Below are 17,141 nucleotides of genomic sequence, written 5' to 3'. Positions count from 1 at the left end.
TGGTATTGGTGACGACAAGACATTTATCAGGCGGCTGGCTACGTGCGTTGTATAGCGCACTCATAACCTGTGCGGTGCCCTTTATATATGCCTATTTATGGTGGCATGGGCGCAACAACCAAGCTTACCGTAAGCGCTGGGCGGAGCGAGGCGCTTGGCAATCGGTGCCGGCCAATGTGCGCCGTTGTGTCGTTTTTCACTGTGTCTCAGTAGGTGAGTTGATGGCAGCAAGGCCATTGATTGAACAGTTTATTCAGCTAAACCCGCACCAACCAGTTGCCATCACCACAACCACGCCAACCGGCTCGGATTTAGTCCGCTCTATTTTTGGTGAACGGGTATACCATTGTTATCTGCCCTTTGACACGCCTTTAGCAGTGCGCCGGTTTATTAACCGTTTACGCCCGCGGGCGATCATTATTCTTGAAACTGAGTTGTGGCCCAACTTAATTAGCCAATGCTACCAAGCCAATATACGTTTGATGCTACTGAATGCCCGCATGTCGGAGCGCTCTGCACGCGGTTATCAACGTGCGCGGGCATTAATGCGCCCAATTTGGCAGGCGCTGGATGGTGTCGTAGCGCAAGATAATGCCAGTGCTGAACGCTTTATCCAGCTTGGGTGTCTGGCCGAGCGTGTGCATGTGCCGGGGAATATTAAGTTTGACGTGCAAGTGAATAGCAGCACAAAGCAAGCCATTGATGGCTTCAAGCCGCTGTTGAACGGTCGGCAGGTGATTACCTTTGGGAGCACCCACGAGGGTGAAGAAACCATTGCACTGGCAGCTTTTAAACAAGTACTGAAATCAAAACCACAAGCGTTGCTGATTTTGGTGCCTCGTCACCGCGAGCGTTTTGACAGTGTAGCTCTAATGGTCGAAGACTCGGGTTTGAGCATGGTACGGCGCAGTAGTGGTCGCCCCGTGACCCCTGACACACAAGTGCTGTTAGCCGATTCAATGGGTGAAATGTTGCTATGGTTTGGTGTCTCCACCCTTGCTACTATCGGGGGAAGCTTAATTGAGCGCGGTGGCCATAACCCACTGGAAGCGATGGCTTTTGGCCTGCCGATTGTGTCGGGCCGCCATGTGTTTAATTTTGAAGATGTCTACCGCCAGTTGGATGCACGCCAGGCGGTGCGCTGGGTCAGCAATGAAGACCAGCTGCGCGATACTTGGCTGGGTTTGTTGGTTGAAACTGGCACTGCACAGCGTATTGGTGCGCAGGCACAGCAACTATTTGCGCGCCATCGCGGCGCGACCCAACGTACCCTAACATTGATAGCTCAAACTATGGCCGCGGGGTCGTCTGGGCGTACACAAGGAGAGCTCGCAACGATGCGATTTGATCAAGCGCTGGTTACCCAGCAGCCACAGCAACAACACTTTAATGTCGAGTTTTGGCAGCGATTAGGCCAACAGCACGGGCATGCCGGTGGTCGTAACCTGGCTTATTTTATTCAGGCCGAGAATGCATTGAGCCCGCTGCCTATGGTACTGCGTCATTATTATCGTGGCGGTTTAGTGGGTAAAGTGAATCGCGATTGGTTTTTGCATGCCGGTTCAAAGCCCGCGCGTAGCATTGCTGAATTCGAGCTTTTGCAATGGATGTACCAGCAAGGCTTGCCAGTGCCGCGTCCGATTGCTGCGCGGGTACATAAGGTTGCGCTTTGGTACCGCGCTGATATTTTGATTGAGCGTTTGCCCTGTGACGACGACGTATTTGGGCGTTTGAAGCAAGCGCCATTGCAAGAGGCTGTGTGGTTTAAAATCGGCCAAACGATTCGCCAGATGCATGATCACGGGGTTTACCATTCGGATCTGAATTGCCACAACATTTTGGTGCGCGAAGCAACGCAGGACGTATGGCTGATAGATTTTGATAAATGCGAACGCCGTAATAAAGACCAAAGTGCAGGCGAATGGCAACAAAGTAACTTAGACAGGCTAAGACGTTCATTTGACAAAGAGTCAGGCTTGCACCAAGGTTTTCACTTTAGTGACCAAGATTGGAAGCAACTGATGCAAGGGTATCAGACGGGTAAAGCCAGCACATCGCAGCAACCGCCAATCCAGCCAGAAGGTAGCGCATGAAAACTATGGGTATCTTACCGTTTAAACTGACCGCATTAACAGTGGTTAGCCTGCTGATGGCAGGCTGTGCTCAGGTAACACCTGCCCAAGCAAGTGAGTTGCCAACTCAAGCCAACCTGTGTCTGGCGTCTGCGCCTGGTGCTGATGCTGTGGCGATGATTGATAGTGAACTGGCGTTAACTGATGAAACTCGGGCGCGCGGCTTAATGCATCGCCAGCATTTGGCGCCAGACGCGGGCATGCTGTTTTACTATCCAAACACCCATTATCGCAGTTTTTGGATGTTTAATACTTTGATACCGCTAGATATCGCTTACTTAAGTGATGAGGGCGAAATTACCCAAATTATTACCATGGAGCCTTGCTTGCATGACAACCCAGGGCGTTGCCAAAGCTATCCGTCTGATCGCCGTGCCCGCGCCGCGTTAGAGTTAAATGCCGGCGCATTTGAACAGCTCGGTGTGAGTATCGGTGACTATGTACTCGAGCAAAGTTGTCGCCAGGCACCTTGGGCAACTGGTTGGTAAACTGACGAAAGAGGGGGAATAAGATGGCTCTTCGAAGCGTTCGCTGTGCGGTTTGTCTGGGAGCGTGCATCCTGATACTTACCGGTTGCACCACAACAACGCGCAGCGTCAATGAATCGCCGCGCGACCCCCAAGCGCAGCGTACTACGTCATCGACTCCCTCAGCGCCACGCCAACGCAACACCAGTCGTACTAGTCCAGTGCAGGCGCTGACTGCAGCGCAAATGGACACGTTGAGCCAAGCCGATGTGGACAGTTTGCTGGTACGTGAACGTACCAGTAGCACCCAGGTGGCGCAAATATTCGGTCGCCCCCATTCCACAACACGCAGCGGCGACGAGTTATACTGGAATTATACCCATCAGTTTCGTGATGAGCGCCGTCGTGTCGGTGGGCTCAAGAGCCTCACTATCTTGTTTGACCGCGCCGGTCGCGTGCTCGATTACGACTTTCAGGACAATACTTTTGACCTTCCGTAAGGCTTAACTTGGAATACGCAGCGTATTTATTCGGCGCGTTAGCGCTTATCACCAATTTTATTGGCTATCGCCAAAACACGATTAATCGCTACCGTTTGGTCGCGGCGTTTGCATTGGCGTTTTTAAGTGTGCACTTTTTTATTCTTGGCGCGATGGCTGCGGGCATTAGTTTAGCGCTGGGCGCAGTGCGCAATATTGTTGCCATGCGCTATCGCCAACGCTGGATCTTGTACTTTTTTATCGCACTGAATATCGGTTTTTGCTTATTTGAATGGTTCGTGCTGCAAAACAGTGCGTGGCTGTTTGTCGCCTATACCTCTGCGCTTATTTTTACCGTCGGTTCGATTGTGCTGGAAAGCGCGCAAAGCATTCGCCGTTGGTTTATCGCTGCCGAATTGCTAGGTATGGTGTACGCATTAAGTGTTGGTAGCGTATTCGGCGTGCTATTTAACATCAGCAACCTGACCAGTATCGGCCTAAAACTTCTCAGTGAACGCCGCCGCGCTGCTGCGACGAAGAAGGGGCCAGTCGCCAGTGCTCAGGACTGGCAATGACGTTGGTCGCAACGAATAGGGGCATGGTCGTGGGTTAACTCGACATTGGTGGTTTTTAGTGGTTAAGTGTCCGCACTTATAAGCAAAAATAATCACAGGGGAAACCATGATCCGCACTTCACTTTTGGCAGTTAGCGTCGCGATGGCGCTGGGGACTGTCGCTTGTTCTGATTCCAATCAGTCATCTTCCGCACCATCCGCTGCATCAAATGAGCAAACTTCACAGCAACAATATGCCGTATCCGGTGTTGAAGTCGGCAACATGGACACCAGTGTGCGCCCGCAAGATAACTTTTTCCGTTATATGAATGGGCAATGGCTCGAGCGCACCGAAATTCCAGCAGACCGTGCGCGTTGGGGCAGCTTTGATGAATTGCGTGAGCGAGCTGAGCAACAAGTCTTAGATATCGTGCACGAGTTTGCGGCGAAAGACGCAGAAGCAGGTTCAGACGAGCAAAAAATTGGTGATTTATACCGTTCGTATATGGACGAAGACACCATTGAAGCGCGCGGATTAAGCCCATTAAATGAAGCCTTGGCGCAAATCGATGCCCTGCAAAGCCATGACCAATTGGCAAGTTTCTGGGGACAACAGCAGCGTCGCCGCGCAGGCGTGCCTGTCGGTATGTTTGTTGGCCAAGACCAAATGCAGTCTGACCAACATATTACCAGCATTAGCCAATCTGGCTTAGGCCTACCTGATCGTGATTACTATGTGAGTGATAGCGAGAGCAACCAAACCTTACGCCAGCAGTACAGCAGCTTTATTGAAGCACTGTATGACGCTGCCCAATGGGAAAATGGCGCTGAAGCGGCCGCCACGATTTTGGCGATTGAAACGCAATTGGCACAATCACAGTGGACACGCATTCAAAACCGCGACCGCCAGGCCAGCTACAACAAAATGAGCATCGACGAGTTATCTGAAGCAGCTGCTGGTTTTGACTGGCAAGCATTTTTTGTAAGCGCTGGTGTCGAGATTGACGACGTTGTCGTGCGCCAACCAAGTTATATGTCTGACTTTGCGGCGATGTATCAAGATATTAGTATCGAAGACTGGCAAACCTATTTGCGTTATCACACCTTGCGCCAAGCGGCGAACTACCTGCCTAGTGCGATTGCTGAAGTCAGCTTTGATTTTTACGGCCGCACGCTACAAGGTTTAGAGCAGCAGCGTGAACGTGAAAAACGCGCGGTATCAACGGTTGAAAGTGTGCTTGGTTTCATGGTTGGGCGTGAATATGTCAATCGTCATTATCAGCCTGAAGCAGCTGAGCGCATGGAAACCATGATCGACAACCTGATGGTGGCGTTCGAGGAAGCTATTGACGATTTAGAGTGGATGAGCGACGACACGAAGCAAGAAGCGCAGGCAAAGTTAGCCACCTTCACTACTAAAATTGGTTATCCAGCGGTTTGGCGTGATTATGATTGCGTCGAAATTGCGGCGGATGATTTGGCCGGTAACTTGGCACGTTCTGCGTCCTGCGAATATGACCGCATGATTGCGCGCTTAGGTGAAGAAGTCGATGCGGAAGATTGGGGCATGACACCGCAAACGGTGAATGCCTATTATCGTTCGACGATGAACGAAATCGTGTTCCCTGCAGCAATTTTGCAACCACCATTTTTCAACGTGGAAGCGGACGATGCGGTCAACTACGGTGCCATTGGTGGCGTAATTGGACATGAGATCACGCACGGCTTTGATGACCAAGGTCGCCGCTCTGACGGTGAAGGCAATTTGCGTGACTGGTGGACTGCAGAGGACGAAAGTCAGTTCCAGGAGCGTGCCCAGCGCATGATCGACCAGTTCAGCAGCTTTAACCCGATTGATGACTTGTACTTACAGGGCGCATTGGGCTTAGGCGAGAACATTGCGGATTTAGGTGGCCTAACGGTGTCTTACCGCGCGTACCAGAACTCATTGGGCGGTGAAGCTGCACCTGTGATGGATGGCATGACCGGTGAGCAGCGTTTCTTTGCCGGTTGGGGCCAGATTTGGCGGATTAAATTCCGTGATGAAGCCTTACGTCGCCAAGTGATCCAAGGGCCGCATTCGCCAGGTAAATACCGTGTGTTGGGCACTTTGTCGAATATGCCTGAATTCTATCAAGCATTTGATGTGGAACCAGGTGACGGCATGTATCGTGATGAAGACGTGCGAGTGAAAATCTGGTAAGCGGATTTAGCACACATGAAAAAGCCGGGCTCAAGCCCGGCTTTTTAAATCAACAACTTAGAATTTATCCGTTTTTGTGCTGACTGACTGAAAATGCAGCCCAAATCGCAGCGGGTGCCCAGCCAATTACGGTAAGCTGCAAAATAAGGCAAATGATGCCTGAAAATGGGCGTCCAATGGTAAAAAATGCAAGCCAAGGTAATAAAATCGCGATAAATAAGCGCATGCTTAGTCCTCTTAATCGTAGTCAGTGTATAACTACAAGATAGTACATATTGGCAAAACTGCATATTTACACCACTGTTTTAACGAAAGAATTACAAGGAGCTTACGTGGAAGTGATTGATTTTCGCTCAGACACCCTGACTAAACCGACCCCGGACATGCGCGCCGCTATGGCAAGTGCTGAGGTTGGCGACGACGTTTACGGGGAAGATCCGACAATTAACGCCCTCGAGCAACGGGTTGCGGCCATGCTGGGCAAGCCAGCTGCCTTGCTATGCACGAGTGGTACGCAAAGTAATTTACTAGGTATTTTGAGTCATTGTCAGCGCGGCGAAGAGTATATTGTGGGCGCGCCTTACCATACGTATAAGTATGAAGCGGGTGGGGCAGCCGTACTTGGTGGCGTGGTGCCGCATACGGTGTCCTTAGAAGCCGATGGTAGTGTTGCTGCGGCTACTTTGCGTGGCGCGGTGAAAGCTGATGACCCACATTTCCCGATTTCTCGTCTAATTGCATTAGAGAACACGCATTTAGGTCGCGTGATAAGCCAAGCACAGATGTGGCAGGCTCGTGAGGTCGCCGATGAATTCGGTTTGCGTTTGCACCTCGACGGCGCACGTTTAGCCAATGCCAGCGTGGCGACAGGCTTATCACTCGCAGAGCTCGCGCAACCTTTTGATTCAGTGTCTTTGTGTTGCTCAAAAGGCTTAGGTGCACCTGTAGGTTCGTTGCTGATTGGCTCAGAAGAACTGATTGGACGCGCCCGACGTTGGCGAAAAATGCTCGGTGGCGGTATGCGCCAAGCGGGTGTAATCGCAGCCGCGATTGATTATGCGCTGACCCACCATATGGCGAGATTAGCCGATGACCATACCCATGCAGAGGGTTTATCCCAGCAGTTGGGTACCAGGCTAGCGTCGTTGGCCGAACACGTGCAGGTTGCGCCGGCGCATACCAACATGGTGTATTTAAATTTTGCGGACCCGCAAGTGGCACAACAGGTAAGCACAGCTGCTCGTGAGGCCGGTATTTTGGTGCCAGCGAGTGCCGCCATGCGCTTAGTCACCCATCTTGACATAACTTCACAGATGATTGAAAAAACAGTAGATATACTGACTAAAGTGATAACTGAAACTGTCCAAGCGCGTTAAAGCTGCTAACCTTAAATGACTTAACTGACCAAGGATAGAACGTGACCGACCGCCCGACATTGCATATCGAACGACAAGCTGAGATGACACAAGTGCAATTGCAGGGCGATTGGACACTGGCTTTCTATCACGATGCAAAAGCTGCGTTGGCTGAGTTTGACCATGCGCCTGACGAGGTCACAGTGGATGCCAGTGGGCTAAGCCGCCTAGACAGTTCTGGTGCGTTCCTTCTGCACAAAAAGCTTGGCGCCAAAGCGCTCGATAACGACAGCTTTAGCGCCCAACAAAGTAAACTGATTCAACTAGTCACCCAAGCATGCGAACGTAAAGTCCCAGCGGCACCCAAATCTGCGCATGGGGTGACAGAAGTCGTGGCGCAAGTAGGGGCATTTTGTACCAATGCATGGCAGCAACAAAAGAAGCTATTAGGTTTTACCGGCCAGGTGCTACTTGAAATAGTCAAGGTTGGGGTGAATCCGCGGCGTTGGCGTTTTACTGCATTAACTGCGCAAGTCGAGCAAATAGGCTTAAACGCGATTCCAATTGTGGCTTTACTGACGTTTTTAGTCGGTGCGGTGGTTGCTTTTCTCGGTGCCACCGTGTTGGCAGAGTTTGGAGCTGACATATACACCGTTAATTTAGTCGGCTTTTCTTTCCTGCGAGAATTTGGCGTGCTGCTCGCGGCTATCTTATTGGCTGGGCGCACGGCATCCGCGTTTACTGCCCAACTTGGTTCAATGAAAGCCAACGAAGAAGTCGACGCGTTGCGCGCTCAAGGCCTTAACCCAATCGAGGTGCTGGTGGTGCCGCGCGTGGTTGCGATGGTGATTAGCTTACCCGCATTGACCATCTTAGCTATGGCATCGGGTGTGGCGGGCGGCCTCATGGTGTGCTGGCTCGCTCTGGATATTTCACCACAATTGTTTTTACACATTTTTACCCGCGACATTTCGATTACACATTTTTGGGTGGGGTTAATCAAAGCCCCTGTATTTGCCATCGTGATTGCGCTGATTGGGTGTTTGGAAGGTTTCAAAGTATCCGGAAGTGCGCAGTCAGTGGGTGAGCACACCACTTCAGCCGTGGTGCAGTCTATTTTTATGGTGATTTTGCTTGATGCATTGTTTGCCTTGTTCTTCATGGAGATTAACTGGTGAGCGAATGGATGATTGAAGTCAGTGCGTTGCGTAACCAGTTTGGCGACCATGTGGTACATCAAGACTTAGGCCTTAAAGTACGCAAAGGTGAAGTGCTTTGCGTTGTCGGCGGTTCAGGCTCTGGTAAGTCGGTACTGATGCGCAGCATTATTGGGCTGCACCGTCCCAGTGCTGGGCAAGTGACCATTGACGGGGTCGATCTATTGCATGCTGACGATACCACTCGCCAAAGTATTGAACGGCGGATGGGAGTTTTGTTTCAAAAGGGCGCGCTGTATTCGTCACTGAATGTGCTGGAAAACGTCATGTTCCCGCTAAAAGAGTACACCGACTTAAGCCAGGACGATATGACTGAGTTGGCGATGTCCAAATTAGCCTTGGTCGGGCTACAGCCGCAGGTAGCGTTTAATAGCGTGCAGTCGTTGTCAGGGGGAATGATTAAGCGCGTTGCGTTAGCCCGTGCTTTGGTGCTCGAACCCGAACTGCTGTTTTTAGATGAACCTACGGCGGGCTTAGACCCAGTTGGCGCTGATGATTTCGATGAACTGCTGCTGACTGTGCAGCAAGCCCTTGGGCTAACGGTGTTTTTGGTCACCCACGACCTTGATAGCCTGCATAAAATAAGCGACCGCATTGCGGTGCTGGCGCAAAAAAAAGTATTGGTGGTGGATACCCCGCAACGTGTTGCTGAGTATGACGACCCGTGGATTCAAGATTATTTCAATGGCCCGCGTGGGCGTGCAGCGCAAGCGACACAGCGTGAGCATATAACAGAGCGAGGTGAAGGCAATGGAAACTAAAGCCCATCATGTCATGGTTGGCACATTTGTACTCGCTGCGGTAGCAGTGCTGATTGGCGCCATTTTATGGCTAGGCCATGGTGCGGCCGACCGTGATATGCAATTTTATGAAATTGTATTTGACGATGAAGTCAGTGGTCTAACACCTGGCAGTCCGGTTGAATATAGCGGCATTACTGTGGGGGATGTGCAGAACCTGCGTTTAGATGAGAACGACCCGCGGGTGGTGCGCGTGCGGATTCGAGTCAATGCCGATACGCCAGTACGTGAAGATACCGGCGCGCGGCTTGGTCTTGCCAATATCACGGGGTCGTCATTAATTCGTTTGTATGGTGGTAGTCCCGACAGTCCTCGGCTTAGCAGTGACCCGAACGACCCCGCAGTGATTCGTGCTGATCGCAGCGGTATTAATCGCTTGTTAGCGAACAGTGAAAGCTTGTTGGGCGACGTGAATTCATTGGTGCAAAACATTAACAATTTGTTTTCCGATGAAAATACCACCCGAGTTGGCAACACCTTGGACAACGTTGAGCAAATCACCGCAATGTTGGCTGAGCAGCGCGATGATTTCGACCTGTTGGTCAAAGAGATGCGCGAAGGCTTACGTAGTTTTAGTCAGTTGGCAGAGCAAAGTGCGCGGCTGATAGAGCAAGAGGGTACGCAATCCCTGACGCAGGTGCGCCAAACCATGGCCGCGTTCGAGCAAACCAGTCGTGAGTTGACCGATATGCTGCGCACTAACGCACCTGCGATTGAACGTAGCGTAGAAGGATTGCAGGGCGTAGGGCCTGTGACTGATGAATTGCGCCTAACTTTGCAAACCATGCAGCGTTTAGCGCGTAAGTTAGAGCAAGATCCGCAAAGTTTATTTTTACGCCGTGAAAGCATTGAAGAGGTGAACCCAGAATGAGAATCCGTTATCAAATCAGTGTTATTGCGGCCGTGTTGTGGCTAAGTGCCTGCAATGTGATTCCTGAACCCGAACAAACACGGGTGTACCCATTACCGCAGGTGTTAGCGCCTATGCAGTTAGACACTTATGCTGGCACTTTGCGGGTTGCACAGCCAAGCGCGCTGCAGGCCCTTGACTTGCCTCGGGTGGCGGTGATTCAAAGTGACGGCCGTCAAGCTTACTGGCAAAGTCTGCGCTTACAAGATAGGTTACCGCTTGTGGTGCAGGATGCCTTGGTGCGGGGCATGCAAGATAGCCAAATCGCTACGCATGTGGTGCGGGATAGCTCAGCCAGTGCGTTTCACGTTGAGCTACAAACACACATTGAACAATTTGCGATTATCAATGCTTCGTCACCGCAAGCGCGTAGTGCTGCGGTAGTGATACGCGCGCAATTGCGCCGTGCCAATGATCGCCAAGTGATAGCGACGCAACGCTTTGAAGCACAATATGAAGGTCTAGGTAGCGGTGAGGCGGCTGCCTTGGCGGGGTTGGCCGAGGCGTTGGCCAAGGTGCAGCGCGATATGATGATGTGGGCGAACCTGGCATTGCAGGATAAATAATGGATGAGTAGTTGCGCGGCAAACGCCCCCGGGTGTACACCGCGCAATTTTACATGCACGCGTTGGTTTAAATCGCGTCTAACACCACTTGGTGGTGATCTTTGGTTTTGAACTTATCAAATACGTGGCTGATGGTGCCGTCTTGCTCAACTAGAAAACTAATCCGATGAATGCCGTCGTATTCACGGCCCATGAATTTCTTTAAGCCCCACACCCCAAACGCCTCGGCGACTTGATGGTCTTCATCACCCAATAAGATAAAGTTCAATTCGTCACGCTCTGTAAACTTGGCTAGACGCTTGGGCGCGTCGGGGCTAATGCCGACAGCGATTGTATTTTTGTCGGCGAGCGCTGCTTTATGATCACGCAGTTGTTGTGCCTGTACGGTACAGCCTGGCGTCATAGCTTTGGGATAAAAGTAAACTAGTACACGGTGCTTTTTCAGCAAATCCGCTAAAGCAACCGAGCTGCCGTTTTGGTCAGGTAAGGTAAAGTGCGGCGCTTTATCGCCAACTTGTAGGGTCTTCATACGAACTCCTCAATGAAATTTTCCAGCACGGGTGTTATCTAAACATAAGGTAAAGCGTTCTGCCAGTTTCCTTTGCAACCCTTGTGTTTAAGCGGCTTGCCAAGTAAGATTGAGCACTTAAAAAAAGCTGGGAGAGATTATGCTTACAGGTAGTATGGTTGCCTTGGTGACCCCATTCACCAAGCACGGTAACGTCGATTATAGTTTGCTCGCCGAATTGATTGAATTACACATCAAACAAGGCACCGATGCCATTGTTGCAGTTGGTACAACGGGCGAGTCACCTACTTTAAGCCATGATGAGCATGTTGATGTGGTGCGAGCCACCGTTGAAATTGCCAATAAACGTATCAAAGTTGTTGCCGGTAATGGTTCGAATGCAACGGCTGAATGCGTGCAATTGACAGAGCGCATGGCCAACTTGGGTGTTGACGGCTTTTTAAATGTTACGCCTTACTACAATAAGCCTAGCCGCGCTGGCTTAATTGCCCATTACACTGCCGCTGCTCAAGCCAGCGATGTGCCGCAAATCTTATACAATGTGCCAGGTCGCACATGCTGTGATTTGTCGACCGAGATGGTCGCAGAATTAGCTAAAATTCCCAACGTTGTCGGTATTAAAGAAGCTACGGGCGATGTGTCGCGGGTGAAAAAGCTGAAAGACGCTTGCGGCCCGGATTTCATTTTGCTCAGCGGTGATGACCCGACCGCGTGTGAGTTTTTACTCCAAGGCGGTGACGGTGTGATTAGCGTCACGGCTAACTTAGCCCCGAAAGCGATCAAAACGTTGGTCGATGTCGCGCGTCGCGGAGATCGTGAACAAGCTGAATCCATCGACGCGCCACTACGCGGTTTACATGACAAATTATTTATTGAAGCAAACCCAATTCCAGTCAAATGGGCAATGGCGCGTTTGGGCTGGATTAATGAATTTTATCGTTTACCGCTGACTTCTCCGGAACTTGCGAGTCAAAATGCCATCGAAACAGCGTTAAAGAATGCTGGATTATTAAAATAACGGAGTTTGCATGAAGTTTTGGCGAGGCTTTGCCATTGCGGCAACAGTAGCTGCAGTGGCTGGATGCGCATCACAGCGTGACCAAGCACAAGGTGGCTTTGATTACCTGGAAATTGACGAACGTCCACCTTTGTTGGTGCCTGAGGGGATGACTGCAGTTGCGCAGAACCCTAATTTTCGAATCCCAGAAGCGGCAAGAACCGATGGGCCTTTAGGTCCGTCAGCCACGATTCGGTCACCACGCCAAGTTATGCCGTTGGTGCCTGGTAGCCGGGTAGAAGAGGGTAGCCGTGCAGCCCGTATTTGGTTTGATGCGATAGAAGACATGAATAATGTCGCAGACTGGGTATGGGAAGAGCTGTTAGCCTTGGTAGAAGATCAAGGTTATGGCATCGAAGACATGCAAGAGAAAGATTACCTGCGCACGCAAATGATTGAGCGTGACCAAGGTTCACGTGCCAGAGCTGGGTTTTTCAACCGCTTACGCCGTGACCGCATTGATTTTAGTGCGGAATATAGTTTGTTTGTAAATATGCAAGCTCCAACCCATGGCCGCAGCGCTATGTTAGAAGTGGATGCGAGTAATATTCGCTATTTCGAAGACGGCAGTGAGCGCACCCTACCTATGTTTTTGCAACGCGAGCTTGAAGCGTCATTTTTAAATGATTTAAGCATTCGCATGCAACGTAACTTCGAGCGTCAACGCGTTGCTCAGGTGCGTTCAACTCGCGCATTGCGTCATGCTGAAAGCCCGCAAGGTGACCCAGCTTTCGCCCTTGATACAAGTTTTGAAGCGGGCTGGGTGATGATGCCTGGGGTGTTTGAATACCTTGGTTTTATTGTTGAAGACTTGAACCAAACTGACGGTGTTTACATGGTGAATTATCAGCCAGGTGGCCGTCGTGGTTTCTTCAGTCGTTTAGCATTTTGGCGTTCAAGTGACCGTGGTATGCTAGACCTGCCACGCGGTGATGATTACGAATTCCAGCTGGATGCGCGTGATGGCGTACTGTATGTCGTGATTCGTTATCGTGACGAGGTATTAGACGAAGAAACAATGGACCGTATATTCCCTGTGCTTGCTGAGGCTTTCAGCGAGTACGCTGACTAACCCAAGCAGTGAGACCAACGACGACCATGGAAAAACGTGAAGAGCTGTACCGCGGCAAAGCTAAAACTGTGTTCACCACTGACGATGCTGACCGCTTAATTTTGCAATTTCGCAACGACACTTCGGCCTTTGATGGTGAGAAAATCGACCAGCTTGAGCGTAAAGGGATGGTGAACAATAAGTTCAACCACTTCATTATGCAAAAACTCGAAGCCGCTGGGGTGCCGACGCAAGTTGACGCGTTGTTGTCTGACACCGAATCATTGGTGAAGAAGCTCGATATGATCCCGGTCGAATGTGTGGTGCGCAACCGTGCTGCAGGTTCGTTGGTTCGTCGCTTAGGGGTAAAAGAGGGCATTGAGCTTGACCCACCGACGTTTGAGTTCTTTTTAAAGAATGACGCGTTGCATGACCCTATGGTTAATGAATCCCATATCATTACCTTCGGTTGGGCCACGGAAGCGCAAATTGCACAAATGAAGCAATTAACTTTCAAGGTCAATCAGGTGCTAAAAGATGTGTTCGGCAATGCTGGTTTGGTGTTGGTGGATTACAAGTTGGAGTTTGGTGTATTTAATGGTGAAATCGTGCTGGGTGACGAATTTACGCCAGATGGATGCCGTCTATGGGACGCAGAAACCCTGACTAAGATGGATAAAGATCGTTTCCGTCAAGGTTTAGGTGGTGTAGTTGAAGCCTACGAAGAAGTAGCAAAACGCATTGGCGTTAGCTTGTAACCGAGCTATCACGACAAGACATCCAACAAAAAAGGTGACTCAGGTCACCTTTTTTTATGCTGCATACAATGGCTGACTAAGTCACTCGTTGCACATAGCGTTCAAGCAGCGAGTCAACATGTGTAACCAACCAGTCGTGGCGCGCAGGCGGCGATGCTTGCCACGCACCGAGCAAGACATCGCGATTCATTTGCGCTAAAAATGACTGCGCCAAAGGCCGGTAGCTTAAGTGCCAGGGTTCAACTGCAACCCCACCGAGATCACGCGCATATGGCCAGTCAAAACCAAAAGATTGCGCATGTTGCTGTAGCCACAGATAAAGGGGATGCATTGGCCCGTTAGCGGCATACTCCCATGGTTCTAATTGCAATGTGGCGTCACCTAATGCGCTGGGGTCGTATACATCCATGTCTGTGCCCCAGTGGTGACGGCTAGCCCCAGGCATCGCTGACCAACGCAAGATAGCGTGTAATGCGTCATCCAGCGCTTCACCAGCGAGTGTTTTAGTTGCTTCGCACTTACGCTGCCATATCGCCTGCTGGCGGGCATAGTCACGAAAGCCACTGGCAATCTTCAGATCAATCCCATCGTCAGCCGCTGCTTGTTGCATCGACATAAACGCGCCCAAGCACTGGGCATGAATGCGCGGTGCTTGGGGGTTTTCAACGTTAACCGGCAGCACATGCGTATCTGTCTGCCCAGTTAAAAACGCAGGGGTTAGGTCGTTTAGCAGTGGCTCATAAGTGCTCATGCACGGGTTACCAAGAGTTCAATCAAAGTTTGCTCGTACATATCGGTTAAGACAATTAAGTCGTCGTGGCTGACATGCTCGTTGACTTTATGAATAGATGCATTGACTGGCCCAAGCTCGATCACTTGGGCGCCTGTGGGCGCAATAAATCGGCCGTCTGATGTGCCACCAGCGGTCGACAGTACCGGCGCGTTGCCAACCACTCGAGTCACTGCGCTTTGCACGGCTTCCACCAAGCTACCGCTATCGGTTAAAAAAGGTTGGCCGTTGAAGGTCCAGTCAATCTTGTACTCAAGTTCGTGGCTATCTAATAATTGCGTAATCCGTTCAATCAGTGCTTGATCGGTGGTTTCGGTGCTAAAGCGCAGGTTAAATTGCACATTGAGTACGCCAGGAATGACGTTGCCCGCGCCGGTGCCTGCGTGAATATTCGAAATTTGAAAACTGGTGGGCGGAAAATAGTCATTACCTTGGTCCCATTGCGTTTGCGCAAGCTCGTGTAACGCAAGTGCAGCTTGATGCACAGGGTTGCGCGCCAAGTGGGGGTAGGCGACATGACCTTGAATACCTTCAACCACCAGATCACCAGTCAGGCTGCCGCGGCGACCGTTCTTAATAATATCGCCGCAATACTTGGTACTTGAAGGCTCACCAACGATGCACCAGGTAATTTTCTCGTTGCGTGCTTCAAGGGTATCAATGACTCGCGTGGTGCCATTAATAAAAGGTCCTTCTTCGTCACTGGTAATCAAAAAGCTGATACTCCCGGCATGCTCAGGGTACTGGGCAATGAAGCGTTCCGTGGCAACCACCATGGCCGCTAAGCTGCCTTTCATATCTGCTGCGCCACGACCGTATAACACACCGTCAATGTCTGTCGGCGTGAATGGCGGTGTCTGCCATTTGCTTAGGTCGCCAGCAGGCACCACATCCGTATGGCCCGCAAAACAGAATAAGCCGCCTGCTTGGCTATCACGACGCGCCCATAAATTGGTGGTGTCCTCAAATACCATGGATTCAAGGTTAAACCCTAAGGCACTGAGGCGCTCGCCAATCAGTTGCTGGCAACCTGCGTCTTCTGGCGTGACTGAAGGGCGTGCAATCAACTCACGGGTTAGCGCTATAGTTGGGTGATCAGACATTGAAAAGATCCTCATATACAGCAGGCTTAAACCCACAAGTCAAACGGCCGTCGTGCTTCAATAACGGGCGCTTAATTAATGTAGGTTGCTGCTCGATGAGCTCAACCCAAGTCTCAATATCTTGGGCTTGTTGTTGTTCTGGGGTAAGTTGACGAAAGGTGGTAGAGCGCTTATTGACCAAAGTGTCCAGGCCAACAATTTCAATCCAACTGTGAATGCGCTCGCGGTTTGGCTGCTCGTCACGAAAGTCTGAAAATTCGTAGGCAATATCATGTTGCTCTAACCAACGGCGCGCTTTTTTGACGCTGTCACAATTTTTTATCCCAAATACTACAGTGGTCATACTTCAATCCTGTTTCTACGGCAATAAGTATCTCTTGTGGCTTATCGCTCAAGGGGTTGATAGATTCGAATAATTCGGTCCTGGGCGGCGCTTAAATTGCCTATCATCGCACTCGCCGCATAACGCACAATGGCTTGCCCTGCAGCTTGCTCGACACAGGTCATCACGATGGGTTGTTGCCGCATAGCGCTGGTACTGATGCGCATCAGTTCAGTGCCGGCGTCAACGATATCGCCCGCACGTAGTGTCCAGCTAGCGCGCGGCAATGGGCTGTGAACATGAACAAATAGATGCATACGCAGATGTTTATTCAGTGCAAATTGCCAATGGCAGCCGTCCTCGCTGATAGCGATAATTTTGGCTCGAATAGGTGCCTGTACACGTTCCAAGCGCGGCGTTTGATATACACCCAGGCCATATAACTGCATGCGGTCAGTGGCGTTGGGACTGTCGGTAAGTGCACGCGCAATGCCGTGCACCGGTGCCATCAAGTCAAAGAGTGTGGTCGGCTGCACCTCAATTGGCACGGTTTCAAATGGCACTTGTAACCAATTGATAGTAGGCTGCTGCTGACGGCTGCTTTGATCTGTGGGTAACTCTGAATGCTGTGCCGATGTCTTAGCCAAAACCAACCTCATTAAGCCAAAGCCGCGATAATACGTGGGGTGTAGGACTTCGAGTGTGACAAAATTGAGATGATTTGGCAACTTTCCTCAATGTATTCAGGCTTGTCCCCAATTTCTGTGGATAACTTTGTTAATTAGCTGACCGCAAAAATGTAAGTTGATGTTTTTATTGGCTTTAATGGGGTGCGCGTTTAATCACCA

Annotated in this window: 19 protein-coding genes; 13 read left to right on the top strand and 6 right to left on the bottom strand. The window is 50.7% G+C overall.

Annotated elements, in window-relative coordinates:
• The first annotated feature begins 8 nt into the window (after nt 1-8).
• From waaA to CWE07_RS06500, 5 genes are all read left to right on the top strand, one after another.
• The gene (gene waaA, locus CWE07_RS06520; RefSeq protein WP_126818985.1) at nt 9-2,093 is read left to right on the top strand and encodes a lipid IV(A) 3-deoxy-D-manno-octulosonic acid transferase; all 2,085 of its coding nucleotides are present in this window, start codon (nt 9-11) and stop codon (nt 2,091-2,093) included.
• The gene (locus CWE07_RS06515) at nt 2,090-2,620 is read left to right on the top strand and encodes a DUF192 domain-containing protein (RefSeq protein WP_111569076.1); all 531 of its coding nucleotides are present in this window, start codon (nt 2,090-2,092) and stop codon (nt 2,618-2,620) included. The genes waaA and CWE07_RS06515 overlap by 4 nt, the downstream gene beginning before the upstream one ends.
• Before the next feature lie 23 nt (nt 2,621-2,643).
• The gene (gene bamE, locus CWE07_RS06510) at nt 2,644-3,099 is read left to right on the top strand and encodes an outer membrane protein assembly factor BamE domain-containing protein (RefSeq protein ID WP_111569075.1); all 456 of its coding nucleotides are present in this window, start codon (nt 2,644-2,646) and stop codon (nt 3,097-3,099) included.
• 8 nt (nt 3,100-3,107) lie between these two features.
• On the top strand, nt 3,108-3,653 hold the full coding sequence (locus tag CWE07_RS06505) for a YgjV family protein (protein ID WP_111569074.1): 546 nt from the start codon (nt 3,108-3,110) through the stop codon (nt 3,651-3,653).
• A gap of 106 nt (nt 3,654-3,759) precedes the next feature.
• Nucleotides 3,760-5,835, top strand: a complete 2,076-nt coding sequence (locus tag CWE07_RS06500) for a M13 family metallopeptidase (protein ID WP_111569073.1) — start codon at nt 3,760-3,762, stop codon at nt 5,833-5,835.
• Between the two features lie 64 nt (nt 5,836-5,899).
• On the opposite strand, the gene CWE07_RS06495 is transcribed toward CWE07_RS06500, so the two are convergent.
• Nucleotides 5,900-6,061 (bottom strand): YqaE/Pmp3 family membrane protein, encoded by a 162-nt coding sequence (locus CWE07_RS06495; RefSeq protein WP_111569072.1) that lies wholly within the window; start codon nt 6,059-6,061, stop codon nt 5,900-5,902.
• Between the two features lie 112 nt (nt 6,062-6,173).
• Here CWE07_RS06495 and ltaE point away from each other — a divergent pair, with 112 nt between their 5' ends.
• From ltaE to CWE07_RS06470, 5 genes are read left to right on the top strand one after another with little or no spacing between them, the layout of a single operon-like run.
• Entirely contained in the window at nt 6,174-7,211 is a 1,038-nt protein-coding gene (gene ltaE, locus CWE07_RS06490; RefSeq protein WP_111569105.1) for a low-specificity L-threonine aldolase, read from the top strand.
• Nucleotides 7,212-7,252: 41 nt separating this feature from the next.
• Nucleotides 7,253-8,368, top strand: coding sequence for an ABC transporter permease (locus tag CWE07_RS06485; RefSeq protein WP_241974083.1), 1,116 nt, complete (start codon nt 7,253-7,255; stop codon nt 8,366-8,368).
• Nucleotides 8,365-9,168 carry an ABC transporter ATP-binding protein gene (locus CWE07_RS06480; protein ID WP_241974082.1) on the top strand — a complete coding sequence of 268 codons (804 nt, stop codon included), beginning with the start codon at nt 8,365-8,367 and terminating at the stop codon, nt 9,166-9,168. Before CWE07_RS06485 ends, CWE07_RS06480 begins: the two co-directional genes overlap by 4 nt.
• Nucleotides 9,158-10,078 (top strand): MlaD family protein, encoded by a 921-nt coding sequence (locus tag CWE07_RS06475; RefSeq protein WP_111569071.1) that lies wholly within the window; start codon nt 9,158-9,160, stop codon nt 10,076-10,078. The genes CWE07_RS06480 and CWE07_RS06475 overlap by 11 nt, the downstream gene beginning before the upstream one ends.
• Nucleotides 10,075-10,683 (top strand): ABC-type transport auxiliary lipoprotein family protein, encoded by a 609-nt coding sequence (locus CWE07_RS06470; protein ID WP_111569070.1) that lies wholly within the window; start codon nt 10,075-10,077, stop codon nt 10,681-10,683. Before CWE07_RS06475 ends, CWE07_RS06470 begins: the two co-directional genes overlap by 4 nt.
• Nucleotides 10,684-10,750: 67 nt before the next feature.
• Here the strand turns inward: CWE07_RS06470 and bcp are convergent, their stop codons facing one another.
• On the bottom strand, nt 10,751-11,212 hold the full coding sequence (bcp, locus tag CWE07_RS06465; protein ID WP_111569069.1) for a thioredoxin-dependent thiol peroxidase: 462 nt from the start codon (nt 11,210-11,212) through the stop codon (nt 10,751-10,753).
• A gap of 139 nt (nt 11,213-11,351) precedes the next feature.
• Between bcp and dapA the strand changes: the two genes are divergently transcribed.
• Genes dapA through purC form a run of 3 tightly spaced genes read left to right on the top strand, consistent with a single transcriptional unit; the run spans nt 11,352 to nt 14,078 of the window.
• Nucleotides 11,352-12,230, top strand: coding sequence for a 4-hydroxy-tetrahydrodipicolinate synthase (gene dapA, locus CWE07_RS06460; protein WP_111569068.1), 879 nt, complete (start codon nt 11,352-11,354; stop codon nt 12,228-12,230).
• A gap of 10 nt (nt 12,231-12,240) precedes the next feature.
• The gene (gene bamC, locus CWE07_RS06455; protein WP_111569067.1) at nt 12,241-13,341 is read left to right on the top strand and encodes an outer membrane protein assembly factor BamC; all 1,101 of its coding nucleotides are present in this window, start codon (nt 12,241-12,243) and stop codon (nt 13,339-13,341) included.
• A 26-nt stretch (nt 13,342-13,367) separates the two neighbouring features.
• A complete protein-coding gene (gene purC, locus CWE07_RS06450) occupies nt 13,368-14,078 on the top strand; it encodes a phosphoribosylaminoimidazolesuccinocarboxamide synthase (RefSeq protein ID WP_111569066.1) in 711 nt (236 codons plus the stop codon).
• A gap of 76 nt (nt 14,079-14,154) precedes the next feature.
• Here purC and CWE07_RS06445 read toward each other — a convergent pair whose 3' ends face one another.
• The 4 genes from CWE07_RS06445 to CWE07_RS06430 are packed head-to-tail and all read right to left on the bottom strand — an operon-like array spanning nt 14,155 to nt 16,940.
• Nucleotides 14,155-14,829, bottom strand: coding sequence for a M15 family metallopeptidase (locus tag CWE07_RS06445; protein ID WP_111569065.1), 675 nt, complete (start codon nt 14,827-14,829; stop codon nt 14,155-14,157).
• Entirely contained in the window at nt 14,826-15,971 is a 1,146-nt protein-coding gene (gene dapE, locus CWE07_RS06440) for a succinyl-diaminopimelate desuccinylase (protein WP_111569064.1), read from the bottom strand. The genes CWE07_RS06445 and dapE overlap by 4 nt, the downstream gene beginning before the upstream one ends.
• On the bottom strand, nt 15,964-16,314 hold the full coding sequence (locus CWE07_RS06435; RefSeq protein ID WP_111569063.1) for an arsenate reductase: 351 nt from the start codon (nt 16,312-16,314) through the stop codon (nt 15,964-15,966). The genes dapE and CWE07_RS06435 overlap by 8 nt, the downstream gene beginning before the upstream one ends.
• 41 nt (nt 16,315-16,355) lie before the next feature.
• Nucleotides 16,356-16,940: a hypothetical protein gene (locus CWE07_RS06430; RefSeq protein ID WP_111569062.1), complete on the bottom strand. Its 585-nt coding sequence runs from the start codon at nt 16,938-16,940 to the stop codon at nt 16,356-16,358.
• Between the last annotated feature and the right edge of the window lie 201 nt (nt 16,941-17,141).

Origin of the sequence: Aliidiomarina maris, assembly GCF_003987335.1 — a bacterium.
Lineage (GTDB): Bacteria > Pseudomonadota > Gammaproteobacteria > Enterobacterales > Alteromonadaceae > Aliidiomarina > Aliidiomarina maris.
Note: the sequence above shows the minus strand (reverse complement) of the source record. Positions and strands in the feature narration are given on the sequence as shown.

What these genes read in the sequence shown, in the direction of transcription:
- bamC (WP_111569067.1), top strand. Translation starts at nt 12,241, where the DNA reads ATGAAGTTTTGGCGAGGCTTTGCCATTGCGGCAACAGTAGCTGCAGTG.
- CWE07_RS06500 (WP_111569073.1), top strand. Translation starts at nt 3,760, where the DNA reads ATGATCCGCACTTCACTTTTGGCAGTTAGCGTCGCGATGGCGCTGGGG.
- CWE07_RS06515 (WP_111569076.1), top strand. Translation starts at nt 2,090, where the DNA reads ATGAAAACTATGGGTATCTTACCGTTTAAACTGACCGCATTAACAGTG.
- CWE07_RS06470 (WP_111569070.1), top strand. Translation starts at nt 10,075, where the DNA reads ATGAGAATCCGTTATCAAATCAGTGTTATTGCGGCCGTGTTGTGGCTA.
- purC (WP_111569066.1), top strand. Translation starts at nt 13,368, where the DNA reads ATGGAAAAACGTGAAGAGCTGTACCGCGGCAAAGCTAAAACTGTGTTC.
- dapA (WP_111569068.1), top strand. Translation starts at nt 11,352, where the DNA reads ATGCTTACAGGTAGTATGGTTGCCTTGGTGACCCCATTCACCAAGCAC.
- CWE07_RS06445 (WP_111569065.1), bottom strand. Translation starts at nt 14,829, where the DNA reads ATGAGCACTTATGAGCCACTGCTAAACGACCTAACCCCTGCGTTTTTA.
- bcp (WP_111569069.1), bottom strand. Translation starts at nt 11,212, where the DNA reads ATGAAGACCCTACAAGTTGGCGATAAAGCGCCGCACTTTACCTTACCT.
- CWE07_RS06495 (WP_111569072.1), bottom strand. Translation starts at nt 6,061, where the DNA reads ATGCGCTTATTTATCGCGATTTTATTACCTTGGCTTGCATTTTTTACC.
- dapE (WP_111569064.1), bottom strand. Translation starts at nt 15,971, where the DNA reads ATGTCTGATCACCCAACTATAGCGCTAACCCGTGAGTTGATTGCACGC.
- bamE (WP_111569075.1), top strand. Translation starts at nt 2,644, where the DNA reads ATGGCTCTTCGAAGCGTTCGCTGTGCGGTTTGTCTGGGAGCGTGCATC.
- CWE07_RS06475 (WP_111569071.1), top strand. Translation starts at nt 9,158, where the DNA reads ATGGAAACTAAAGCCCATCATGTCATGGTTGGCACATTTGTACTCGCT.
- CWE07_RS06435 (WP_111569063.1), bottom strand. Translation starts at nt 16,314, where the DNA reads ATGACCACTGTAGTATTTGGGATAAAAAATTGTGACAGCGTCAAAAAA.